13 protein-coding genes and 1 tRNA gene are annotated in these 17,414 nt (G+C 67.2%); 5 read left to right on the top strand and 9 right to left on the bottom strand.

Annotated features, from left to right (window positions below; translation table 11 throughout):
* The first annotated feature begins 158 nt into the window (after positions 1–158).
* Positions 159–959, top strand: coding sequence for a polyphosphate kinase 2 (gene ppk2, locus D6682_01085; GenBank protein RMH52760.1), 801 nt, complete (start codon positions 159–161; stop codon positions 957–959).
* Between the two features lie 63 nt (positions 960–1,022).
* Here ppk2 and D6682_01090 read toward each other — a convergent pair whose 3' ends face one another.
* On the bottom strand, positions 1,023–3,029 hold the full coding sequence (locus tag D6682_01090; protein ID RMH52769.1) for a thioredoxin domain-containing protein: 2,007 nt from the start codon (positions 3,027–3,029) through the stop codon (positions 1,023–1,025).
* Between the two features lie 97 nt (positions 3,030–3,126).
* Positions 3,127–4,149, bottom strand: coding sequence for a ketol-acid reductoisomerase (ilvC, locus tag D6682_01095; GenBank protein RMH52761.1), 1,023 nt, complete (start codon positions 4,147–4,149; stop codon positions 3,127–3,129).
* Positions 4,150–4,350: 201 nt separating this feature from the next.
* Between ilvC and rsmA the strand changes: the two genes are divergently transcribed.
* Positions 4,351–5,139, top strand: a complete 789-nt coding sequence (gene rsmA / locus D6682_01100; GenBank protein ID RMH52762.1) for a ribosomal RNA small subunit methyltransferase A — start codon at positions 4,351–4,353, stop codon at positions 5,137–5,139.
* Here the strand turns inward: rsmA and D6682_01105 are convergent.
* Positions 5,113–5,328, bottom strand: coding sequence for a uracil-DNA glycosylase (locus D6682_01105; protein RMH52763.1), 216 nt, complete (start codon positions 5,326–5,328; stop codon positions 5,113–5,115). The genes rsmA and D6682_01105 overlap by 27 nt on opposite strands.
* Before the next feature lie 289 nt (positions 5,329–5,617).
* Here D6682_01105 and D6682_01110 point away from each other — a divergent pair, with 289 nt between their 5' ends.
* From D6682_01110 to D6682_01120, 3 genes are all read left to right on the top strand, one after another.
* Entirely contained in the window at positions 5,618–6,364 is a 747-nt protein-coding gene (locus D6682_01110) for a triose-phosphate isomerase (protein RMH52764.1), read from the top strand.
* Positions 6,365–6,419: 55 nt separating this feature from the next.
* Entirely contained in the window at positions 6,420–6,824 is a 405-nt protein-coding gene (secG, locus tag D6682_01115) for a preprotein translocase subunit SecG (GenBank protein ID RMH52765.1), read from the top strand.
* 82 nt (positions 6,825–6,906) lie between these two features.
* A tRNA-Leu gene (locus tag D6682_01120) sits at positions 6,907–6,991 on the top strand.
* A 173-nt stretch (positions 6,992–7,164) separates the two neighbouring features.
* Here D6682_01120 and mutS read toward each other — a convergent pair.
* From mutS to D6682_01150, 6 genes are all read right to left on the bottom strand, one after another.
* Complete coding sequence (mutS, locus tag D6682_01125; GenBank protein ID RMH52770.1) at positions 7,165–9,729, bottom strand: DNA mismatch repair protein MutS; 2,565 nt, start codon at positions 9,727–9,729, stop codon at positions 7,165–7,167.
* A 56-nt stretch (positions 9,730–9,785) separates the two neighbouring features.
* Positions 9,786–11,165, bottom strand: a complete 1,380-nt coding sequence (locus D6682_01130) for a potassium transporter (GenBank protein ID RMH52771.1) — start codon at positions 11,163–11,165, stop codon at positions 9,786–9,788.
* 63 nt (positions 11,166–11,228) lie between these two features.
* Positions 11,229–12,605, bottom strand: coding sequence for a Trk system potassium transporter TrkA (gene trkA, locus D6682_01135; protein RMH52766.1), 1,377 nt, complete (start codon positions 12,603–12,605; stop codon positions 11,229–11,231).
* Complete coding sequence (locus tag D6682_01140; protein ID RMH52772.1) at positions 12,602–13,972, bottom strand: sigma-54-dependent Fis family transcriptional regulator; 1,371 nt, start codon at positions 13,970–13,972, stop codon at positions 12,602–12,604. The genes trkA and D6682_01140 overlap by 4 nt, the downstream gene beginning before the upstream one ends.
* A 352-nt stretch (positions 13,973–14,324) precedes the next feature.
* Complete coding sequence (locus D6682_01145; GenBank protein RMH52767.1) at positions 14,325–16,469, bottom strand: HAMP domain-containing protein; 2,145 nt, start codon at positions 16,467–16,469, stop codon at positions 14,325–14,327.
* Positions 16,469–17,143: a DUF4390 domain-containing protein gene (locus D6682_01150; GenBank protein RMH52768.1), complete on the bottom strand. Its 675-nt coding sequence runs from the start codon at positions 17,141–17,143 to the stop codon at positions 16,469–16,471. Before D6682_01150 ends, D6682_01145 begins: the two co-directional genes overlap by 1 nt.
* Positions 17,144–17,414: the final 271 nt, after the last annotated feature.

Consider the following 17,414-nt stretch of genomic DNA (forward strand, 5'->3'; position numbering starts at 1 on the left):
ATGGTTTCGCAAGAAACCATCATCGCGACCATGGAGGGTCGCGCAAATCCGGAGGTTGCAGACGCAACCGACGGATTTGTAAGGGGATCGAAGACCGCGATCTTCGATCCCCGTCAAGCAAAAAGTCCACGGACGGACTTTTTGCGACTCGATCATAAATGAAACGAACCAGGGCGGACGGGAAGTTGCGCAAACGCTTCTACGAACGGGAGCTGGCCAAGCTGCAGATCGAGCTGGTCAAGCTGCAGGAGTGGATCCGGGCCAAAGGGCTGAAGGTGGTGGTGATCTTCGAGGGACGTGACGCCGCCGGCAAGGGGGGCTGCATCAAGCGGATCACCGAAAAACTCAACCCCCGGGTATGCAAGGTGGCGGCCCTGCCGGCACCGACCGAACGGGAGAAGACCCAGTGGTACTTCCAACGCTACGTCGCCTATCTGCCGGCGGCGGGCGAGATGGTGCTGTTCGACCGCAGCTGGTACAACCGCGCCGGAGTGGAGCGGGTGATGGGATTCTGCACCGAGGAGGAGTACCAGGACTTCCTGCGCAGCTGCCCGGAGTTCGAGCGGATGCTGATCCGCTCCGGCATCAAGCTGATCAAGTACTGGTTCTCGGTCAGCGACGAGGAGCAGGAGCGCCGCTTCCAGGCCCGGCTGAAGGATCCGACCAAACGGTGGAAGCTCAGCCCGATGGATCTGGAGTCACGCAACCGCTGGCAGGAATACTCCCGCTGCAAGGATGTGATGTTCTACCACACCGACATCAAACAGGCGCCGTGGTTCGTGGTCGAGTCGGACGACAAGCGGCGGGCGCGGCTGAACTGCATCAGTCATCTGCTGTCGATGATCGACTACGAAGACCTCGCCCCCACCCTGACCGAGCTCCCGCCGCGCAAGCCGGCGCGGCGCGGCTACGTCCGCCCCCCGATCAACGAGCAGACCTTCGTGCCGCAGGTCTACTGACCGCCCCCTCCGCAGAGATTCCGCCCCGCCCGGGATCTCGTTGGCGGCGCCGTTGCGGTGTGATCACCTGCCGGCGGAGGGATCGAGCAGTTCAGCCAGCTGTCGGGCGGTGTGCACCGGGCGGTTGCAGGCGAAATTCTCACACAGGTAGGCGGTCGCCCTGCCGTCGATCGCTCCCTGCTCCTTGAGGAAGGGAACAGTCCCGAACAGCGCCGGATCGTGGCGCAGCAGCACCAGCCCGGGGTGAAAGCCGCGCCGGGCCAGCGCCACCATGCGCTCCAGCTCGGGGTCGTCGTCACGGCCGGCGACGACCAGCTCGCGCATCGGCCCCAGGTAGTCGGCCAGCGCCCAGAGCAGCGCGCTACTTCCGGTCGGCGCCTGCGCCATCTGCCCGGCCGCCTGCCGCAGACCGGCCTCCGCCTGCGCGACCAGTCTCATGTCGCCGGTGAGATGGGCCAGCCGCAGCAGGTTGGCCAGCGCCACCGAGTTGCCGGCGGGGGTCGCGCCGTCAAACCACTCGTGCGGCCGGGCGAGCAGCCGCTGATCGCCGCCGTCGGTCAGGTAGAAGCCACCATCCTTCATGGCAAAGCGGGCGCGCATCGCCCGATCGATCGCCACCGCCGCCTGCAGCCAGCGCGGCGTGAAATCTGCCTGGTAGAGCTCGATCAGCCCCCACACCAGCATGGCGTAGTCGTCGAGCGTGCCGTCGATCGCCGCCTGGCCCGCCCGCCAGCGATGGCGCAGCCGCTTGCCGTCCCACATCCGCTCCAGCACGGTGGCCGCAGCGCGCCGGGCCTGGGCAAGCAGTCCATCGTCGCCCAGTCTGGCGGCGGCGTGGGCCAGCGCGGCGATCATCATGCCGTTCCAGTCGGTCAGCACCTTGTCGTCGCGAAACGGCACCGGGCGCTGCGCCCGGGCGGCGAGCAGCCGCCGGCGGATCCGCTCCATGCGCGCCCGGTCGGCATCGAGCGGCGGCTGTGCCAGGAAGGGGATGTTGCGGCCGTTGCGCAGCCGGCGTGCCTCGTCGAGGTAGTTGCCGCGCCGCTCCATGCCCCAGACCCGGGCGGCGAAGACGGCATCCTCCTTGCCGAGGGCCGCCTCCAGCTCGTCGATGCTCCACTGGTAGTAGCGCCCCTCCCCGCCGGCGGAGTCGGCGTCGAGCGCGGAGTAGAAGGCGCCGTCGGGGTCGGTCAGCCGGCGGGCGACGAAGTCGGCGAGCTCGCGCACCACCCGCGCGTGGCGGCCATGACCGGTGGCGGCGAAGGCGTCGCTGTAGGCGAGCATCTGCATCGCCTGGTCGTAGAGCATCTTCTCGAAGTGGGGCACGCGCCAGAAACGGTCGGTGGCGTAGCGGTGAAAACCGAAACCGATCTGGTCGTAGATGCCGCCGGCGCGCATCGCATCGAGGGTTTGCTCGACCATCGCCCGCTCGCCCAGCCGCAGCAGCAGGCGCAGCTTGTGCGGGGAGGGGAACTTGGGCGCATCGCCGAAGCCGCCGGCCTCATGGTCGAACGATTCGGCCAGGGCGGCGCGCGCCCGGGTGAGCAGCGCCTCGGAGAGCGCCGTCCGCCCGGTGGCGGCGGGCATCTCGCGCAGGGCCTGGGTGATGGAATCGGCCGAGGCGAGCAGGCGGGCGCGGTCGTGGTGCCACAACTCGTCGATGCGCCGGATCAGGCTGCGCAGCCCCATCCGGCCGAAGCGATCCTCCTTCGGGATGTAGGTGGCGGCGTAGAACGGGCGACCGTCGGGGGTGAGGATCAGATTGAGCGGCCAGCCGCCGGAGCCGGTCATCATCTGCGCCGCCTCCATGTAGAGCTGGTCGATGTCCGGCCGTTCCTCGCGGTCGACCTTGATGCTGACGAAGAGGGCGTTCATCGCCGCGCCGATCTCCGGATCGGCGAACGACTCCTGCTCCATCACATGGCACCAGTGGCAGGTGGAGTAACCGATGGAGAGGAAGATGGGGCGGTCGAGCCGCCTGGCCAGGGCGAAGGCCTCGTCGCCCCAGGGATACCAGTCGACCGGGTTGTGGGCGTGCTGCTGCAGGTAGGGGCTGGACTGGTCGATCAGATGGTTGACGGCGGCCCTCCCCGCTGCCGGATGCGCGAACGCCGCGACCACGCAGAGCGCGGCCCCACAGAGCGACGGGCTTCCCGGCAGAGCGCTGCTAGTTCTTCGATCTGTCGACGATCTTCGACGCCCCGATCCAGCTCATCATGCCGCGCAGCCGTGCGCCGACCCGCTCGATCTCATGCTCGGCGGCCAGCCGCCGCTTGGCGTTCATCGAGATCTTGCCGGAGTTGCACTCCTCGACGAACTCGCGCGCGAAGTCGCCGTTCTGGATCTCCTTGAGGATGCGGCGCATCTCCGCCCTGGTCTCCTCGTTGATGATGCGCGGCCCGCGGGTGAGGTCGCCATACTCGGCGGTGTTGGAGATCGAGTAGCGCATGTTGGCGATGCCACCCTCGTAGATCAGATCGACGATCAGCTTCACCTCGTGCAGACACTCGAAATAGGCCATCTCGGGCGGATACCCCGCCTCGACCAGCGTCTCGAAGCCGGCGGTGATCAGCGCGGTCAGGCCGCCGCAGAGCACCACCTGTTCACCGAACAGGTCGGTCTCGCACTCGTCGCGGAAGGTGGTCTCGATGGTGCCCGCTCGGGTGCCGCCGTTGGCGCAGGCGTAGGAGAGGGCCACCTCCTTGGCTCGGCCCGAGGCGTCCTGGTAGACGGCGATCAGGCAGGGGACGCCGCCGCCCTGGGTGTAGGTGTGGCGCACCAGATGGCCCGGCCCCTTGGGGGCGATCATGATCACATCGAGATCGGCACGCGGCTGGATGATGCCGAAATGGATGTTGAAGCCATGGGCGAAGGCCAGGGTGGCCCCCTTCTTGAGGTTGGGCTCGATGCTCCGACGATAGACCGCCCCCTGGTTCTCGTCGGGCAGCAGCACCATGACCAGATCGGCGCCGGAGACCGCCTCACCCACCTCTTTGACCGTCAGGCCCGCCGCCTCCGCCTTGGCCCACGACGGAGAGCCCTCGCGCAGGCCTACCGTGACATCGACCCCCGAATCCTTCAGGTTCAGCGCATGGGCGTGCCCCTGCGAACCGTAACCGAGGATGGTCACCTTCTTGCCGCGGATGATCGAGAGATCGGCGTCGTCGTTGTAGTAGACGGTCATTGCCATGGCGGTGGAACTCCTTTGTCTGCGATCGCGCGGCACCCTCTGATCAGGAACGCCGCAACCGGGCGGCGATGCTAGAGTGAAATCGGCGGAAGTCATCCTCGAGCAGAGCGCAACACCTCCATCCGTGGACGTGTTGCTCGACGGAAATCGAAGAGCGCGCGCTCTTCGACCACATTACGATACCGTCGCTTGCAGGCGGGCATGAGAAAATCAGTGCCGGACGACCGATATCCCCGGGCGCGCAAATCACTGGGGCAACACTTCCTTGTCGATCGGCGGGCGATCACCGCCATCGTCTCCGCCATCCCCGAGGGGAGCAGTGTGTTGGAGATCGGCCCCGGTCGAGGTGCGTTGACCCGGCCGCTGCTGCGGCGCGCGGGGCGGCTCGTGGTGATCGAAAAAGACGACCGGCTGGCCGCCGAGTGGCAACGGGTCGCCGAGGAGTGGGCCGGGCTCCGTGTCATCCACGGCGATGTGATGGAGGAGCTGGAGGCGACCCTGTGCCGCCACCGCCCCGACTGGATCGTCGGCAACCTGCCCTACAACATCAGCGGTCCGCTCACCGCACGGCTGGTCGCCCGCACCCTGCCCGGTGGCATGGTCTTGATGTACCAGAAGGAGGTGGCCGACCGGATCGGCGCGGAGCCGGGCTGCGGCCGCGGATGCGGTGCCATCGGCGTGATCAGCCGCTACTGCTGGCGGATCACGCGACTGCTGCGCCTGCCACCCGGGGCCTTCGCTCCGCCACCCAGGGTGCACTCGGCGGTGCTACGCTTCACCCCCAACGGCCGGTCGTTCGATGCCGAGGCGTTTGCCGCCCTGCAGCGCTGCGTGCGCACTGGCTTCGCTCATCGGCGCAAGACCATCGCCAACAACCTACGCGGGCGGATCGAACCCGAAATGCTCCGTGGCTGCGGCATCGACCCCGCGCTGCGGCCGGAACAGTTGACCCAGGCGCAGTGGCTACGTCTTGCCGCCGCCCTCACCTGACGCACCCTCGCGCACCCTGGCAACGAAACGAAGACATGGGGTGCCGGAGGCCAGACGCACCTCGAGCGCCGGCAGCCGCTTCGAGCGGAAACCGAAGGCGCGACACCCGTAGGGGCGCTCGGGCTGCCAGGTGATCTGCAGATGGCGGCAGCGCCGGCAGTCGGGATCCCGCCCCCGTCCGTCATTCACCTGTAGACCACCGCGCAGCCTCGGGGGGCGGGATGATTGCCGCCCCCTCCCCGAAGACAGAACGTTCCATCCCCTCCGCCGCCGCACCGGCGAAGCCTTTCGCACCATCCGCACGCCACCGCCGTAGAGCCACCATCTGCGACGCGAACTCCAGCGGCAGGAGTACCGCTTGCCAAGCGCCGTCCACACCCTATCATGCGCCCCCTTTCCTGGGGGGATGGCTGTGGAGAACACGCCTGCACGAACACCTCTTCGAAACCCTTTCCACCAACAGGAGCCGATCCCAAACGTGACACAGCGACGCTATCTGATCGCAGGCAACTGGAAGATGAACGGCGTACTCGCCGAAGCGCGTGAGTTCGTGCGCAATCTGGAGGAGAACCCGGCGCCGGAGCGGGTCGAGGTGGCGCTGATGCCCCCATTCACCCTGCTTCATCCGCTGGCGGAGAAGCTGAGCGCCCGCGGCATCCGGCTCGGTGCGCAGAACGTCTACTACGAGCCCAAGGGGGCCTTTACCGGTTCGATCTCGCCGCTGATGCTGCGTGACGCCGGCTGCCACTACGTCATCCTGGGCCACTCCGAGCGGCGCGACATCATGGGGGAGAGCGACGAGGTGATCCACCACAAGCTGCTCGCCGCGTGGGACGCCGGGCTGGAGCCGATCCTCTGCATCGGCGAGCATCTGGAAGAGCGCAAGGGCGGCGCCACCAACGCCGTACTGGAGCGGCAACTGGCGCTGCTGGAGGGAACGGATCCGAAGAAGGCGTTGACCATCGCCTACGAGCCCGTTTGGGCCATCGGCACCGGTGTGACCCCCACCCACGACGAGGTGCGCGATGCCCACGCCTTCATCCACGAACGGCTGCACAGCTTCGGCCGTGACTGCCGGGTGCTCTACGGCGGCAGCGTCAACCCGAAGAACGCCGCCGGCCTGCTCTCCCTGGAAGGAGTCGACGGCGCCCTGGTCGGCGGCGCCAGCTTGAAGGCGGAATCCTTCTCACGGATCATCGCCGCTGCCAGCGGGATCGACCGGTGAAGCCACAGGGTACGCAATCCGATGCATGGACCGCCGATATGGCGGGAGGGATGCGGTGACCACGCTGCTGGTGACCATCCACGTCATCGTGGCGTTCCTGCTGATCGGCGTCGTTCTGATCCAGCGCGGCCAGGGCGCGGAGATGGGGGCGTCGTTCGGCGGCGGCGGCGCACAGACGCTCTTCGGCAGCCGCGGGTCGGGCTCGTTCCTCGGCAAGCTGACCGGTGCGCTGGCTGGGATCTTCATGCTGACCAGCCTGACGCTCGCCTTCTTCACCCAGCAGCATACCGGCTCGGTGGTGGAGCGGGCGGTCACAAGCGTGCCGACACAGCCCGGGCCGGTGAAGCGGCCGATTCCGATCCCGAACGGCGCGGCGGGGCACATGGGGCAGGGCAAGGCTGCAGACGGGAAGCGCACCGGAGGCACGACCCCGGCCCAGGAGCTTCCCCCCGCCGAGTGACCACAACAGGCCACAGCGGGTGGCGGCGGTGCCACGCAATGTGTCGCGCGTTCGGAGCGGATCGAGGGAACAGAATTCACAAGCCGATGTGGTGGAATTGGTAGACACGCCATCTTGAGGGGGTGGTGGGGAAACCCGTGCTGGTTCGACTCCAGTCATCGGCACCATATCGCTGTCCGGCAGCGTCCGAGAGAGGCTCGCAAGTATAAAGCTTGCGGGCCTTTTTCTTTGATTGTTCGTCCGATATCGTCTAAGCCAACCCGGTGAAATCCCATCCGTCCGCCATCATCCGGAAGCACCCGCAGGGTGAAACTTGCAGGCGTCGTTCCGGTCTATGCGGCTACTCCGAGGCCTCCTGCTTGAGCCGGGCGAGGAAGAGCAGCGCATCGATCGGCCGCATCCGCTCGGGATCGCAGCCGTCGATCTGCTCCTTGAGCCGACGCAGGCGCAACAGCTCCCGCTCCTGCTTGCGCCGCTCGGCCGCGACGAAGAGGCTCGGCTGATCCGCCTCCGCCTCCATCCGCAGCTCCGCCTCGTGTTCCAGCGCAAACAGCCGCATCTCCGCCTGCTTGACCACATGGGGCGGCAGACCGGCCAGCCGGGCGACGGCGATGCCGTAGGAGCGGTCGGCCGCCCGCTCTTCCACTGCGTGCATGAAGATCACCTCACCCTCCCACTCGCGCACCTTGACCGAGGCATTGAAGGCGGCGCGGCAGTCGTTGGGCAGGGTGGTCAGCTCGTGGTAGTGGGTGGCGAACAGGGTCAGCACATCGCGGCTGGTGGCCAGCGACTCGGCCACCGCCCAGGCGATGGCCAGGCCGTCGCGCGTGCTGGTGCCGCGCCCGATCTCGTCGACGATGACCAGCGCCCGCGGACGCAGTTTATTGAGGATGCGCGCGGTCTCGATCATCTCGACCATGAAGGTGGAGCGCCCGCTGGCCAGATCGTCGCCGGCGCCGATGCGGGTGAAGAGCTGGCGGATCAACGGGATCTCCGCCTCCTCCGCAGGTACGAAGCAGCCGGCGTGGGCGAGCCAGACCGCCCAGGCCACCTGCCGCATGTAGGTCGACTTGCCCCCCATGTTCGGCCCGGTGAGCAGCATGAAGCGGCGGTGCTCCATATCCATGCGGCAGTCGTTGGCCACGAAGGGACCATCCCCCCCGACCATCCGCTCCACCACCGGATGGCGCCCGCCGATGATGCGCAGCGTACCGCCGTCATGCATGCGCGGCCGACAGTAGCCGTAGTCGCGGGCGACGGTGGCGAAACAGACCAACAGATCGAGGGTCGCCACCGCAGCGGCGGCGCGCTGGATCGCCTGCCCGTGCCGCGCGATGTGCCGGGCGATCTCCCCGATCAACTCCTGCTCGCGGGCGGCGGCCGCCTCACGGGCGCCGAGGATCTCGCGCTCGTAGTCGTGCAGCGCATCGGTGATGTAGCGCTCGGCGTGGACCAGTGTCTGCTTGCGCACGTAGTCGGGCGGCACCGACGCCGCCTGCGCCCTGGAAACCTCGATGAAGTAGCCGAAGACCTTGTTGTACTTCACCCGCAGGTTGGCGATGCCTGTACGTTCGCGCTGCTGCTGCTCATAGTCGGCCAGCCAGGAGTCGGCGTTGCGCGATGCGGCGCGCAGCCGGTCCAGCTCCTCGTCAAAGCCCTCGCGCACCACGCCGCCGTCGCGCAGCAGCGCCGGCGGGGCATCGGCGATCGCCCGCTGCAGATGGTCGGCCAGCGCCTCCAACCCGAGGCAGGCGCTGCGCAGCCCGGTGAAGAGCCCGCCGCGATCGACCAGTTCCGCCGCCAGATCGGGCAGCAGTTCCAAGCTGTCGGCCATGCCGCGAAAATCACGCGGATAGGCTCGTCCCAGCGCGATGCGCGCCAGCATCCGCTCCATGTCGCGCACTCCGGCCAGCCGCCCACGCAACCGCTCGGCGGTCTCGAAATCGTCGACCAGACTCGCCACCGCCGCATGGCGCCGTTCGATCTCCTCCAGATCGCACAACGGGCGGTCGAGCCAGTCGCGCAACAGCCGGGCTCCCATCGGGGTGACCGTCCGGTCGAGCACCGCGATCAGGCTCCCCTGGCGCCGGCCGGAGAGGGTGGCGTGCAGTTCGAGATTGCGCCTGCTGCCGGCATCGATCTGCAGATAGCGCCCCTCCTCCTCGTGGTAGACCGGCAGTTGCAGGTGGGGCAGCGCGGCGCGTTGGGTCTGCTGCAGGTAGACCAGCACCGCCCCGACCGCCGCGGCCACCTGCGGCACGCCATCGAGATTGAGCGCATCGAAGTCCGCCACCCCGAAGAGTTCGCGCAGCCGCTCGGCGGCCACCTGCGGCTGGAAGCTCCAGTCGCCGGGGCGGGTCACACCACAGCCGCAGGAGTACTCATCGTCGTTGCGCAACAGCAGCTCGGCCGGACGCGCCACGGCCAGCGCCTCATCGAGCGCCGATGCGCCTTCACCGGCGAAGAGGCGCCAACCGCCGGTGGAGAGATCGACCGCCGCCACCCCCCACCGCTCCCCGTCGTCGTCGCGGACCAGCGCCGCCAACGCCCGCCGTTCCGAACGGTCGAGCAACCCCGACTCGGTCAGGGTGCCCGGCGTGATGATGCGCACCACCTCCCGCCGCACCGGACCGGATCGCCCGTCGGGCGGCTCCATCTGCTCGCAGATCGCCACCCGCTCGCCAGCGGCGACCAGCCGCGCCAGGTACCCCTCGGCCTGATGCCACGGCACCCCGGCCATCGGAATATCCTTGCCGTCCGACTTGCCCCGCCTGGTCAGGGCGATGTCGAGCAGGCGCGACGCCTTGACCGCGTCGTCGAAGAACATCTCGTAGAAGTCGCCCATGCGGTAGAAGAGGATGCAGTCGGGGTGCTCCGCCTTGATGGCGAGATACTGGCGCATCACCGGCGTGTGGCCGGCGAAACGCGCGTCGGTGGAGCCGCCCCCCTTCGTGCCGTCGCTCACTTGCGCCAGAACTCCGGCATCAGCAGGGCGAAGAAGCTGAAAATCTCCAGCCGCCCGAGGATCATGGCGAACATCAACGCCGCCTTGGCGCCGTCGGGCAGCGCCAGATAGTTGGAGGCCGGGCCGACCGCGCCGAAGCCGGGGCCGGTATTGGTGATGCAGGCGGCCGATGCGGCAAACGCGGTCAGCATGTCGACCCCGCAGGCGGCAACAAGGATCGCCACCACGAAGAAGCAGAAGATGTAGAGCACGAAGAAGCCCCACAGGCTCTGCATCACCGGCATGGAGAGGCTCGATTCCCCAAGCTTGACGTGGATCACCCCGTGGGGGTGGATCAGCCGCCGCACCTCACGCAGCCCCTGACGAAAGAGCAACAGCACCCGCACCACCTTCATCCCGCCGCCGGTCGATCCGGCGCATGCGCCGACGAACATCGCAGCCAACAGCAGCATCCCCACCCCGGGCGACCAGGCGCTGTAGTCGCTCACCGCAAAGCCGGTGGTGGTGGCGATCGAGACCACGTTGAAGAGCACATCCCCCCAGGCGACCTCCGGCCGGTCGAGCACCAGCAGCGAAACCAGCGCCACCAGCAGCAGCAGCCATTTGCCATAGACGCGGAACTCGTCGTCCTCCAGATAGATGCGCGGGGAGAAACCGTTACGCACGGCGGCGAAGTGGAGCGTGAAGTTGATTCCGGCCAGCAGCATGAACAGCACGATGAGCCCGCGAATGAGCGGGGAATGGAAATAGCCGATGCTGGCGTCGTGGGTGGAGAAGCCGCCGATGGCCACGGTGCACATGGCGTGGTTGACCGCATCGAACGGCCCCATGCCGGCCAGCCAGAGGGCGAGCGCGGTCACCGCGGTCATGGCGATGTAGAGATACCAGAGGATCTTCGCCGTCTCGGTCACCCGCGCGGTCAGCTTGTCCTTGGTCGGCCCAGGCACCTCGGCGCGGAAGAGCTGCATGCCGCCCACCCCGAGCAGCGGCATCACCGCGACCGCCAGCACGATGATCCCCATCCCGCCGGCCCACTCCTGCAGCGACCGCCAGAAGAGGATGCTGCGCGGCAGATGGTCCAGACCGACCAGTACGGTCGCTCCGGTGGTGGTCAGGCCCGAGGTCGATTCGAACAGGCCGTTGATCACGCTGTGGCACACCCCGGTGGTCCAGAAGGGGACCGCGCCGAAGAGCGACAGCTCCACCCAGGCGAGCGCGACGATGAGAAAGCCGTCCTTGTGCGACACCTGCTGCGGGGCGCCGCCGCCGACGCGCTGCATGATCAACCCGAGCAGACAGACGATGGAGCCGGCGAGGACGAAATGGTAGCCGTGGCCGGAGTGGTCGTAGACGGCGATGGCCGCCGGCAGCACCATCACCAGTCCGAAACAGGAGGTCAGCACCCCCAGCGTCCACAACACCCCCCGCGGATGCACCGGCTAGAAGAATTCCAGATGGACTTCGAACAGCCGCTCCACCTGTGCCAACGAAGCCCGGCGGGTGACCACCACCACATGGTCCCCCGCCTCCACCCGACAGGCGCCGTCGGGGATGATCACCTCCTCCCCGCGTACAACGGCGCCGATGAGGGTGCTCTCCGGCAACCGCAAGGCGGCCAGCGGTGCCGAGGTGATCTGCGAGGTCTCCATCGCCTCCGCCTCCAACACCTCGAGCGATCCGTCACCAACGGTGGAGAGGCCGTAGACCCGCCCGCGCCGCACATGACGCAGGATGGAAGCCGCGGTGGTGAAGCGGGGAGAGACCACATTGCTCAGGCCGATCACCTGCAGCAGGCCTCCATAGATGTCCCGGTTGATCAGGGTAACGGTGTGCGGCACCTCGTACTGGCGCGAGATCAGGCTGCTCAGGATGTTGACCTCGTCGTCGTTGGTCAGTGCCAGGAAGTCGTCCATCTGGCGAATCGCCTCCTCCTCGAGCAACGACCGGTCCAGCGCATCCCCCTGGATCACCGTCCCCCGATCGAGATGTTCGGCCAGCCATTCGCTGCGCTCATGGTTGTGTTCGATCACCTTCACATGGGCACCGAGACGCAACAGGGAGCGCGCCACCTGAAAACCGATGTTTCCACCGCCGACCACCATCACATTCCGCTCGGTCTGTTTGCATACGTCCAGCCCGACCACGGCCATGAAGCGATCGACGTGCTTGCGCTCCACCGCCGCATAGATGGTATCGCCGACCAGCAAGACGCTGCCGGCACCGGGAACGCGCCACACGCCGTTGTGCTCATGGGCGACGATGTTGAGCGGCAGGGAGGAGGGAACCACCTCGGCCAGATTGCCCACGGCCATCCCCACCAGATCGCTCTTCGGCGGAATCCGCACCCCGACGAGCGAGATGCGCCCGTCGGCGAACTCCTGCATGTCGACGGCATCGGAGACCAGGAAGCGCCGGACCACCGCCTTGGCCGCCTCCTTCTCCGGCGAGATGACCAGATCGATCGGCAGATCATCCCGACCAAACAGTTGGTTTGCATGCTCCATGTAGTCGTGGTTGCGGATACGGGCCATCTTGGTGGTCACCTGGAAGAGGGAGTGGGCCACCTGACAGGCCAGCATGTTGACCTCATCGACGGCGGTGGCGGCGATCAGCAGCTCGGCGTCGGCCGCCCCCGCCCGGCGCAGAATCGAAGGCTGGGCGGCATTGCCCAGCACCGTCTGCACATCCATGTTGTCCGCCACCCGCTGCAACCGCTCCTCGTTGTTGTCCACCACCGAGACGTTGTTGCCGTCGACCGCAAGCCGCTGGGCGATGTTGTAGCCCACCTCCCCCGCACCGAGGATGACGATGTTCATGACCCCGACTCCTCACGTTCGATGCCGAGCGCGCGGATCTTGCGGTGGAGCTGGCTGCGCTCCATCCCGATGGCCTGAGCGGTCCGGCTGATGTTCCAGTCATGGGCGATCAGGCTGCGCCGCAGGAAATCGCGCTCGAAGCGGGCCCTGGCCGCAGCGAAGCTCATCCCCTCCTCCACCGGCGGAGCCGCCGCACCACTCGCCCCGCCGCCGACGGCCACCGGCGGAAGGTTGGCGATGCCGAACGGCGCCCCATCGGGCAACGCCTCGGCATGGAGCAGCTGACAGCGCTCGATGTAGTTGCGCAGCTCGCGCAGGTTCCCCGGCCAGCGGTAGCGGGAGAGCCGTTCGAGCGCTTCGGCATCGAACGAAACCGGCCGGCGTACCCCCAGCTCACGCGCCACGCCGCGGGCGAGCTCCTCGATCAGCATGGGGATATCCTCGCGCCGCTGACAGAGCTCCGGCAAGCGGATCACCGTCTCGCGGATCCGGGCGAATAGATCCTCGCGCAGACGGGTGGCGAGCTCCTCCTCGCTGAGGACGCTGCCCATCACGAAACGGACGTCGAAGCGGATCCGGCGCACACCGCCAACCGGCGTGTAGTGCTGCGCATCGAGCAGGCGCAGCAGCAGCGCCTGCGCCGCACCATCCAGCTCGGCCACTTCGTCGATGTAGATCGAGCCCCCATCGGCGGTGGCAAGCCTCCCCTGCACCTCTTCATCGCGGTCAATCCCGAGCAACATCGCCTCAAACCTACCGGGCGGTATGGATGCGGTCCCCAGCTCACACCAGGCATCGCGGGGGCGGCCGGAGAGACGGTGGAGCATCCGTGCGGCCAGTGTCTTGCCCGATCCGTGGGCACCGAGCAGCAGCACCGGCCGGCGGCTGCGGGCTATCTGTGCGATCCGCCGGCGCACCTCTTCGATCCGGGGGTGGGAGCCGATCAACGCACTCGGGCGTTCCGGCTCCTGATCCCGAAGCTTGCGGTTCTGCCGCTGCAGCTTCTGCTTCTCGATGGCGTTGCGCACCAGGATGAGCAGCCGGTCGGAGGAGAGCGGCTTCTCCACGAAGTCGAACGCCCCCTGCCGGGTCGCCTTGACGGCGGTATCGATGGTGGCGTGGCCGGACATCATGATCACCGGCAGCGCAGGATCAATCCGGCGGATACGGGCCAGCGTCTCCAATCCGTCGATCCCAGGCATCCAGATATCGAGCAGGACACAGGCGAAGGGATGCTTACGCAGCTTGGCGACCGCCTCCTCGCCGGAAGCGGCCGTCGTCACCAGGTAGCCCTCATCCTCGAACAGGCCACGCAGGGCGTCGCGAATCGCCTGCTCGTCATCTACGATCAGTATACCGCCATTCACCTTCGCATCACCATCGACGATTCCATCGCAACACACCCACCCATGATCGAATCGCACCAAATCCGTCCGTGGACGTTCTCGCCCGACGGCGATCGAAGGGCGTAGTCTTCGATCGCCTTACAGTCGGTTGCATACCAACCTCCGGATTTGCGCGACCATCCTGGTCGCGAATGCCGACTTCTTGCGAAGTCGTCATTCCTGATCGAATCGCAAAAAGTCCGTCCGTGGACTTTTTGCTTGACGGGGCTCGAAGAGCGCGGTCTTCGATCCCCTTACAAATCCGTCGGTTGCATACCAACCTCCGGATTTGCGCGACCATCCTGGTCGCGAATGCCGACTTCTTGCGAAGTCGTCATTCCTCTACCTCGGGCAAGCGCATGCAGAGCTCGGTCGGGTGGCAGCGCGAGGCGACGAAGAGCGTACCGCCGTGATCCTCGGCGATCCTGCGGGCGATGGCCAACCCCAACCCCGACCCATCCTCCTTGGAAGAGAAATAGGGCTCGAACAGCCGGTCGAGCATCTCCTCCGGAATCCCCTCCCCCTCATCGCATACGTGGAACTCCACCGCCCCATCCTCCCGCCGTAAGAACAAACGGACCGACTGGTCTTCATTGGAGGCGGCCAGGGCGTTGTCGATCAGGTTGATCAACACCTGCTTGAGTTGATCGACATCGCAGACCCACGGCACCGCCCCCTCGGGGATCTCCACCTCCACCCGCCCGTAGGGGCGATAGAGCCGGGCCATCTCCAGCAGCAGTTCGCGCAGGTCCGACGGGGCGAGGCGGGGCTGCGGCAGGCGGGCCATGGTGGAGAAGTCGGAGATCAACCGCTGCAGCCGCTCCACCTGGGTGATGATCGATCCGGTGCATTCGAGGAAGATGTCCTCGCGGTCGACCTGGCTACGGAACCGGCGCCGCAGCCGCTCGGCGGCCAGCTTGATCGGGGTGAGCGGATTCTTGATCTCATGGGCCAGGCGTCGTGCCACCTCGGCCCAAGCCTGATGGCGCTGGGCCATGGCCAGGGCGCTGACATCGTCGATCACCAGCAGATAACGCCCACGGCCGTTGCCGTCCGGCGCCCCCTCGCGGAAGAGCGTGACACCTCGGGCGAGCAACTGGCGCCCGCTGCCATCCTGCAGTTCGAGGGTGCGCTGCAGACTGCCACTGCTGCAGCCGCGCAGCTCGTCGAAGAAGGCGGTCAACGGGGCGATCGCCCCCCGCCTCTCCAGCGAAGCCCCTCCATCCTCAGGCAGGTCGAACATCTCCACCGCGGCCCGGTTGTGCAGCCGCACGCTGCCATCCTCCCCGACGATGAAGACCGCCGCCTGCAGGTTCTCCAGCAACGACTCCAGCACCTGCTGCCGCTGTCGGCTGGTGGCCAGCGCAGCGTCGGCACGGCGGCGGGCGCTCTCCAGCGCGGCGATGTTCTCCCGCAAGGTCGCCGCCATGGTGTTGAACGACTCCGACAGCGAGCCGAGCTCGTCGTCGGGCAGCGTGCGCAGGGTCACATCGAGATTGCCCGAAGCCATCTGACGGAAGCCTGTGGCCAACTCCTCCACCGGCCGGGTGATTCGGCGGGCGAAGAGGGTGGCCACCCAGGCGGCGACCAGCGTGAGCAGCAGGGTCACCATCAACATGGCGTGGGCGAAGGTGCGACCGATCCGGTCCCGCTTGCGCTCGAGCGCCCGATACTTCTTGTAATCGGCCTCGATCGCCCGCGCGTTGCGCACCACATCCCCGGGCAGACGCACCGTGGCGCGAAGCAAACCGACGATCACCCCGTGCGCCCAGAGCGGGGCATAGCCGACGATGGCATCGCCGTCGTGAAGCCGCTCCAGCCGGGTGCTGATTTTTCCCAGATGGAGGGCAATCCTTGCCTGGTCGTCCAGCGCGGGCGGGGCGAGCAGCGAGAGGCCATGCGCCCGGACCTCGGTGATCATCCGCTCATCGGGATCGAACACCTGCAGGCTCTCCCAGCCGTGCTGGCGCAATAGGGCCGTCAGCCGCAAATTGAAGTCGGCGAACGAAACCGGCAACGAGGCGGCGAGCGACCGGAGCCGACCGTCGGAGGCGACCAGTTGCAGCCCCTGCTGCATGTCGTTCTCCACCCGGGAATAGAAGCCCTGACCGAGCTGGAGGGCGCGGTCGAGCAAGGCGCTGATTCCGACGTTGAACCAGGAAGATATCGCTAAACCGACCATCTGGTTTGCTGCGAACTGGATCCCGGCCGCCGGCACCAGCAGCATGGTGACCAGCGCCACCACCAGCTTGGCGCGCAACCGCGAACCGGCCCTGCGCTGCCGCCGGTAGACGAAGGCGTTCCGTACCGCATAGAGCCCCAGCACCAGCACCACGAGGATGAGCAGCAGGGTGTCGATCCAGGCGATGGCGTGGTCGTCGGGCTGCGGCCAGAGGAGCACGATCAGCCACACCAGCCCCCCAGCGGCAAACAGCGGCAACCAGCGTGCCCACGAGATCCCAGCCGCCCACCGGACCATCACAGCCCTGCCGGCAACATGAAGCGGCCGACCGCCACGGTCTTGCCGAAGTCGACCCAGCGCTGCCACCAGGCCAGCGCTCCCTCCCCCTCGTGCATGTGCAGCTTCAACCGCACCTCATAGTCGGCGCCGCGCTCCAGCAACGCCCGGTCGATCAGCGGGAACCGCTCCAGACGGGTTAGGAAACCGACCGCCCGGTCCAGGTCCATGGTCTCGATCTGCACCCCGGAAGCGGCGTCGAGCAGCACCCAGCGGCGTGAGATCAGATCGCTCTTGACCACCCGGGTGACCTCCACCTCGCCGGCATCCTCGTCGAACCAGAACTCCCGGACCCGGGCGATGGAGAAGACCCAACGCACGGTGATGCTCGCCCCCTGCCCGAGCATGGCCCGCAACCGCGCCGTATCCCCCACCGGACCGACCGTACAGCGGACCACGCGAGGCCCGACCTCCAGCATGATCCGCTGCCGCTCCGCTCCCCGGCCGGGCGACATCGCCCCGGAAAGGGAGGGGGCGGAGAGGATCGACAGCAGCAACAACCCGATGGCGATGGCGCGATTCATGCTAGGAGCTCTGCTGCCGGCTGCCGAGGCATCAAGCCGGCGACGATTTCGGCGATGAACCAAACCACAGAACACGACGATACCACGACAAGGAGGGTCGATCATGAACATGCAACGTGCTCAAGCCATTGCCTCCTCCATCTCCGGAGAGGATCTCTCGGTCGAGGCGATCTCCGGCGGGTTGCTGGTCCGCCACCGCGGCCGATCCGCCTATTTCGTCCGCGAGGCCTGCTTCTGGCCCTTCATCTACAAGATCGCCGGAGTGACTACGCAACCCGGCGATTGAGCCGGAGCTCCAGCCATCGAACTCCGACTTCCTCTTCCTGCGAAGCCGTCATTCGATGGTTTCGCAAGACACCCTCATCCCGGCCACGGACAGCCG

Source organism: Zetaproteobacteria bacterium (genome assembly GCA_003696765.1).
Taxonomy (GTDB): domain Bacteria; phylum Pseudomonadota; class Zetaproteobacteria; order Mariprofundales; family J009; genus RFFX01.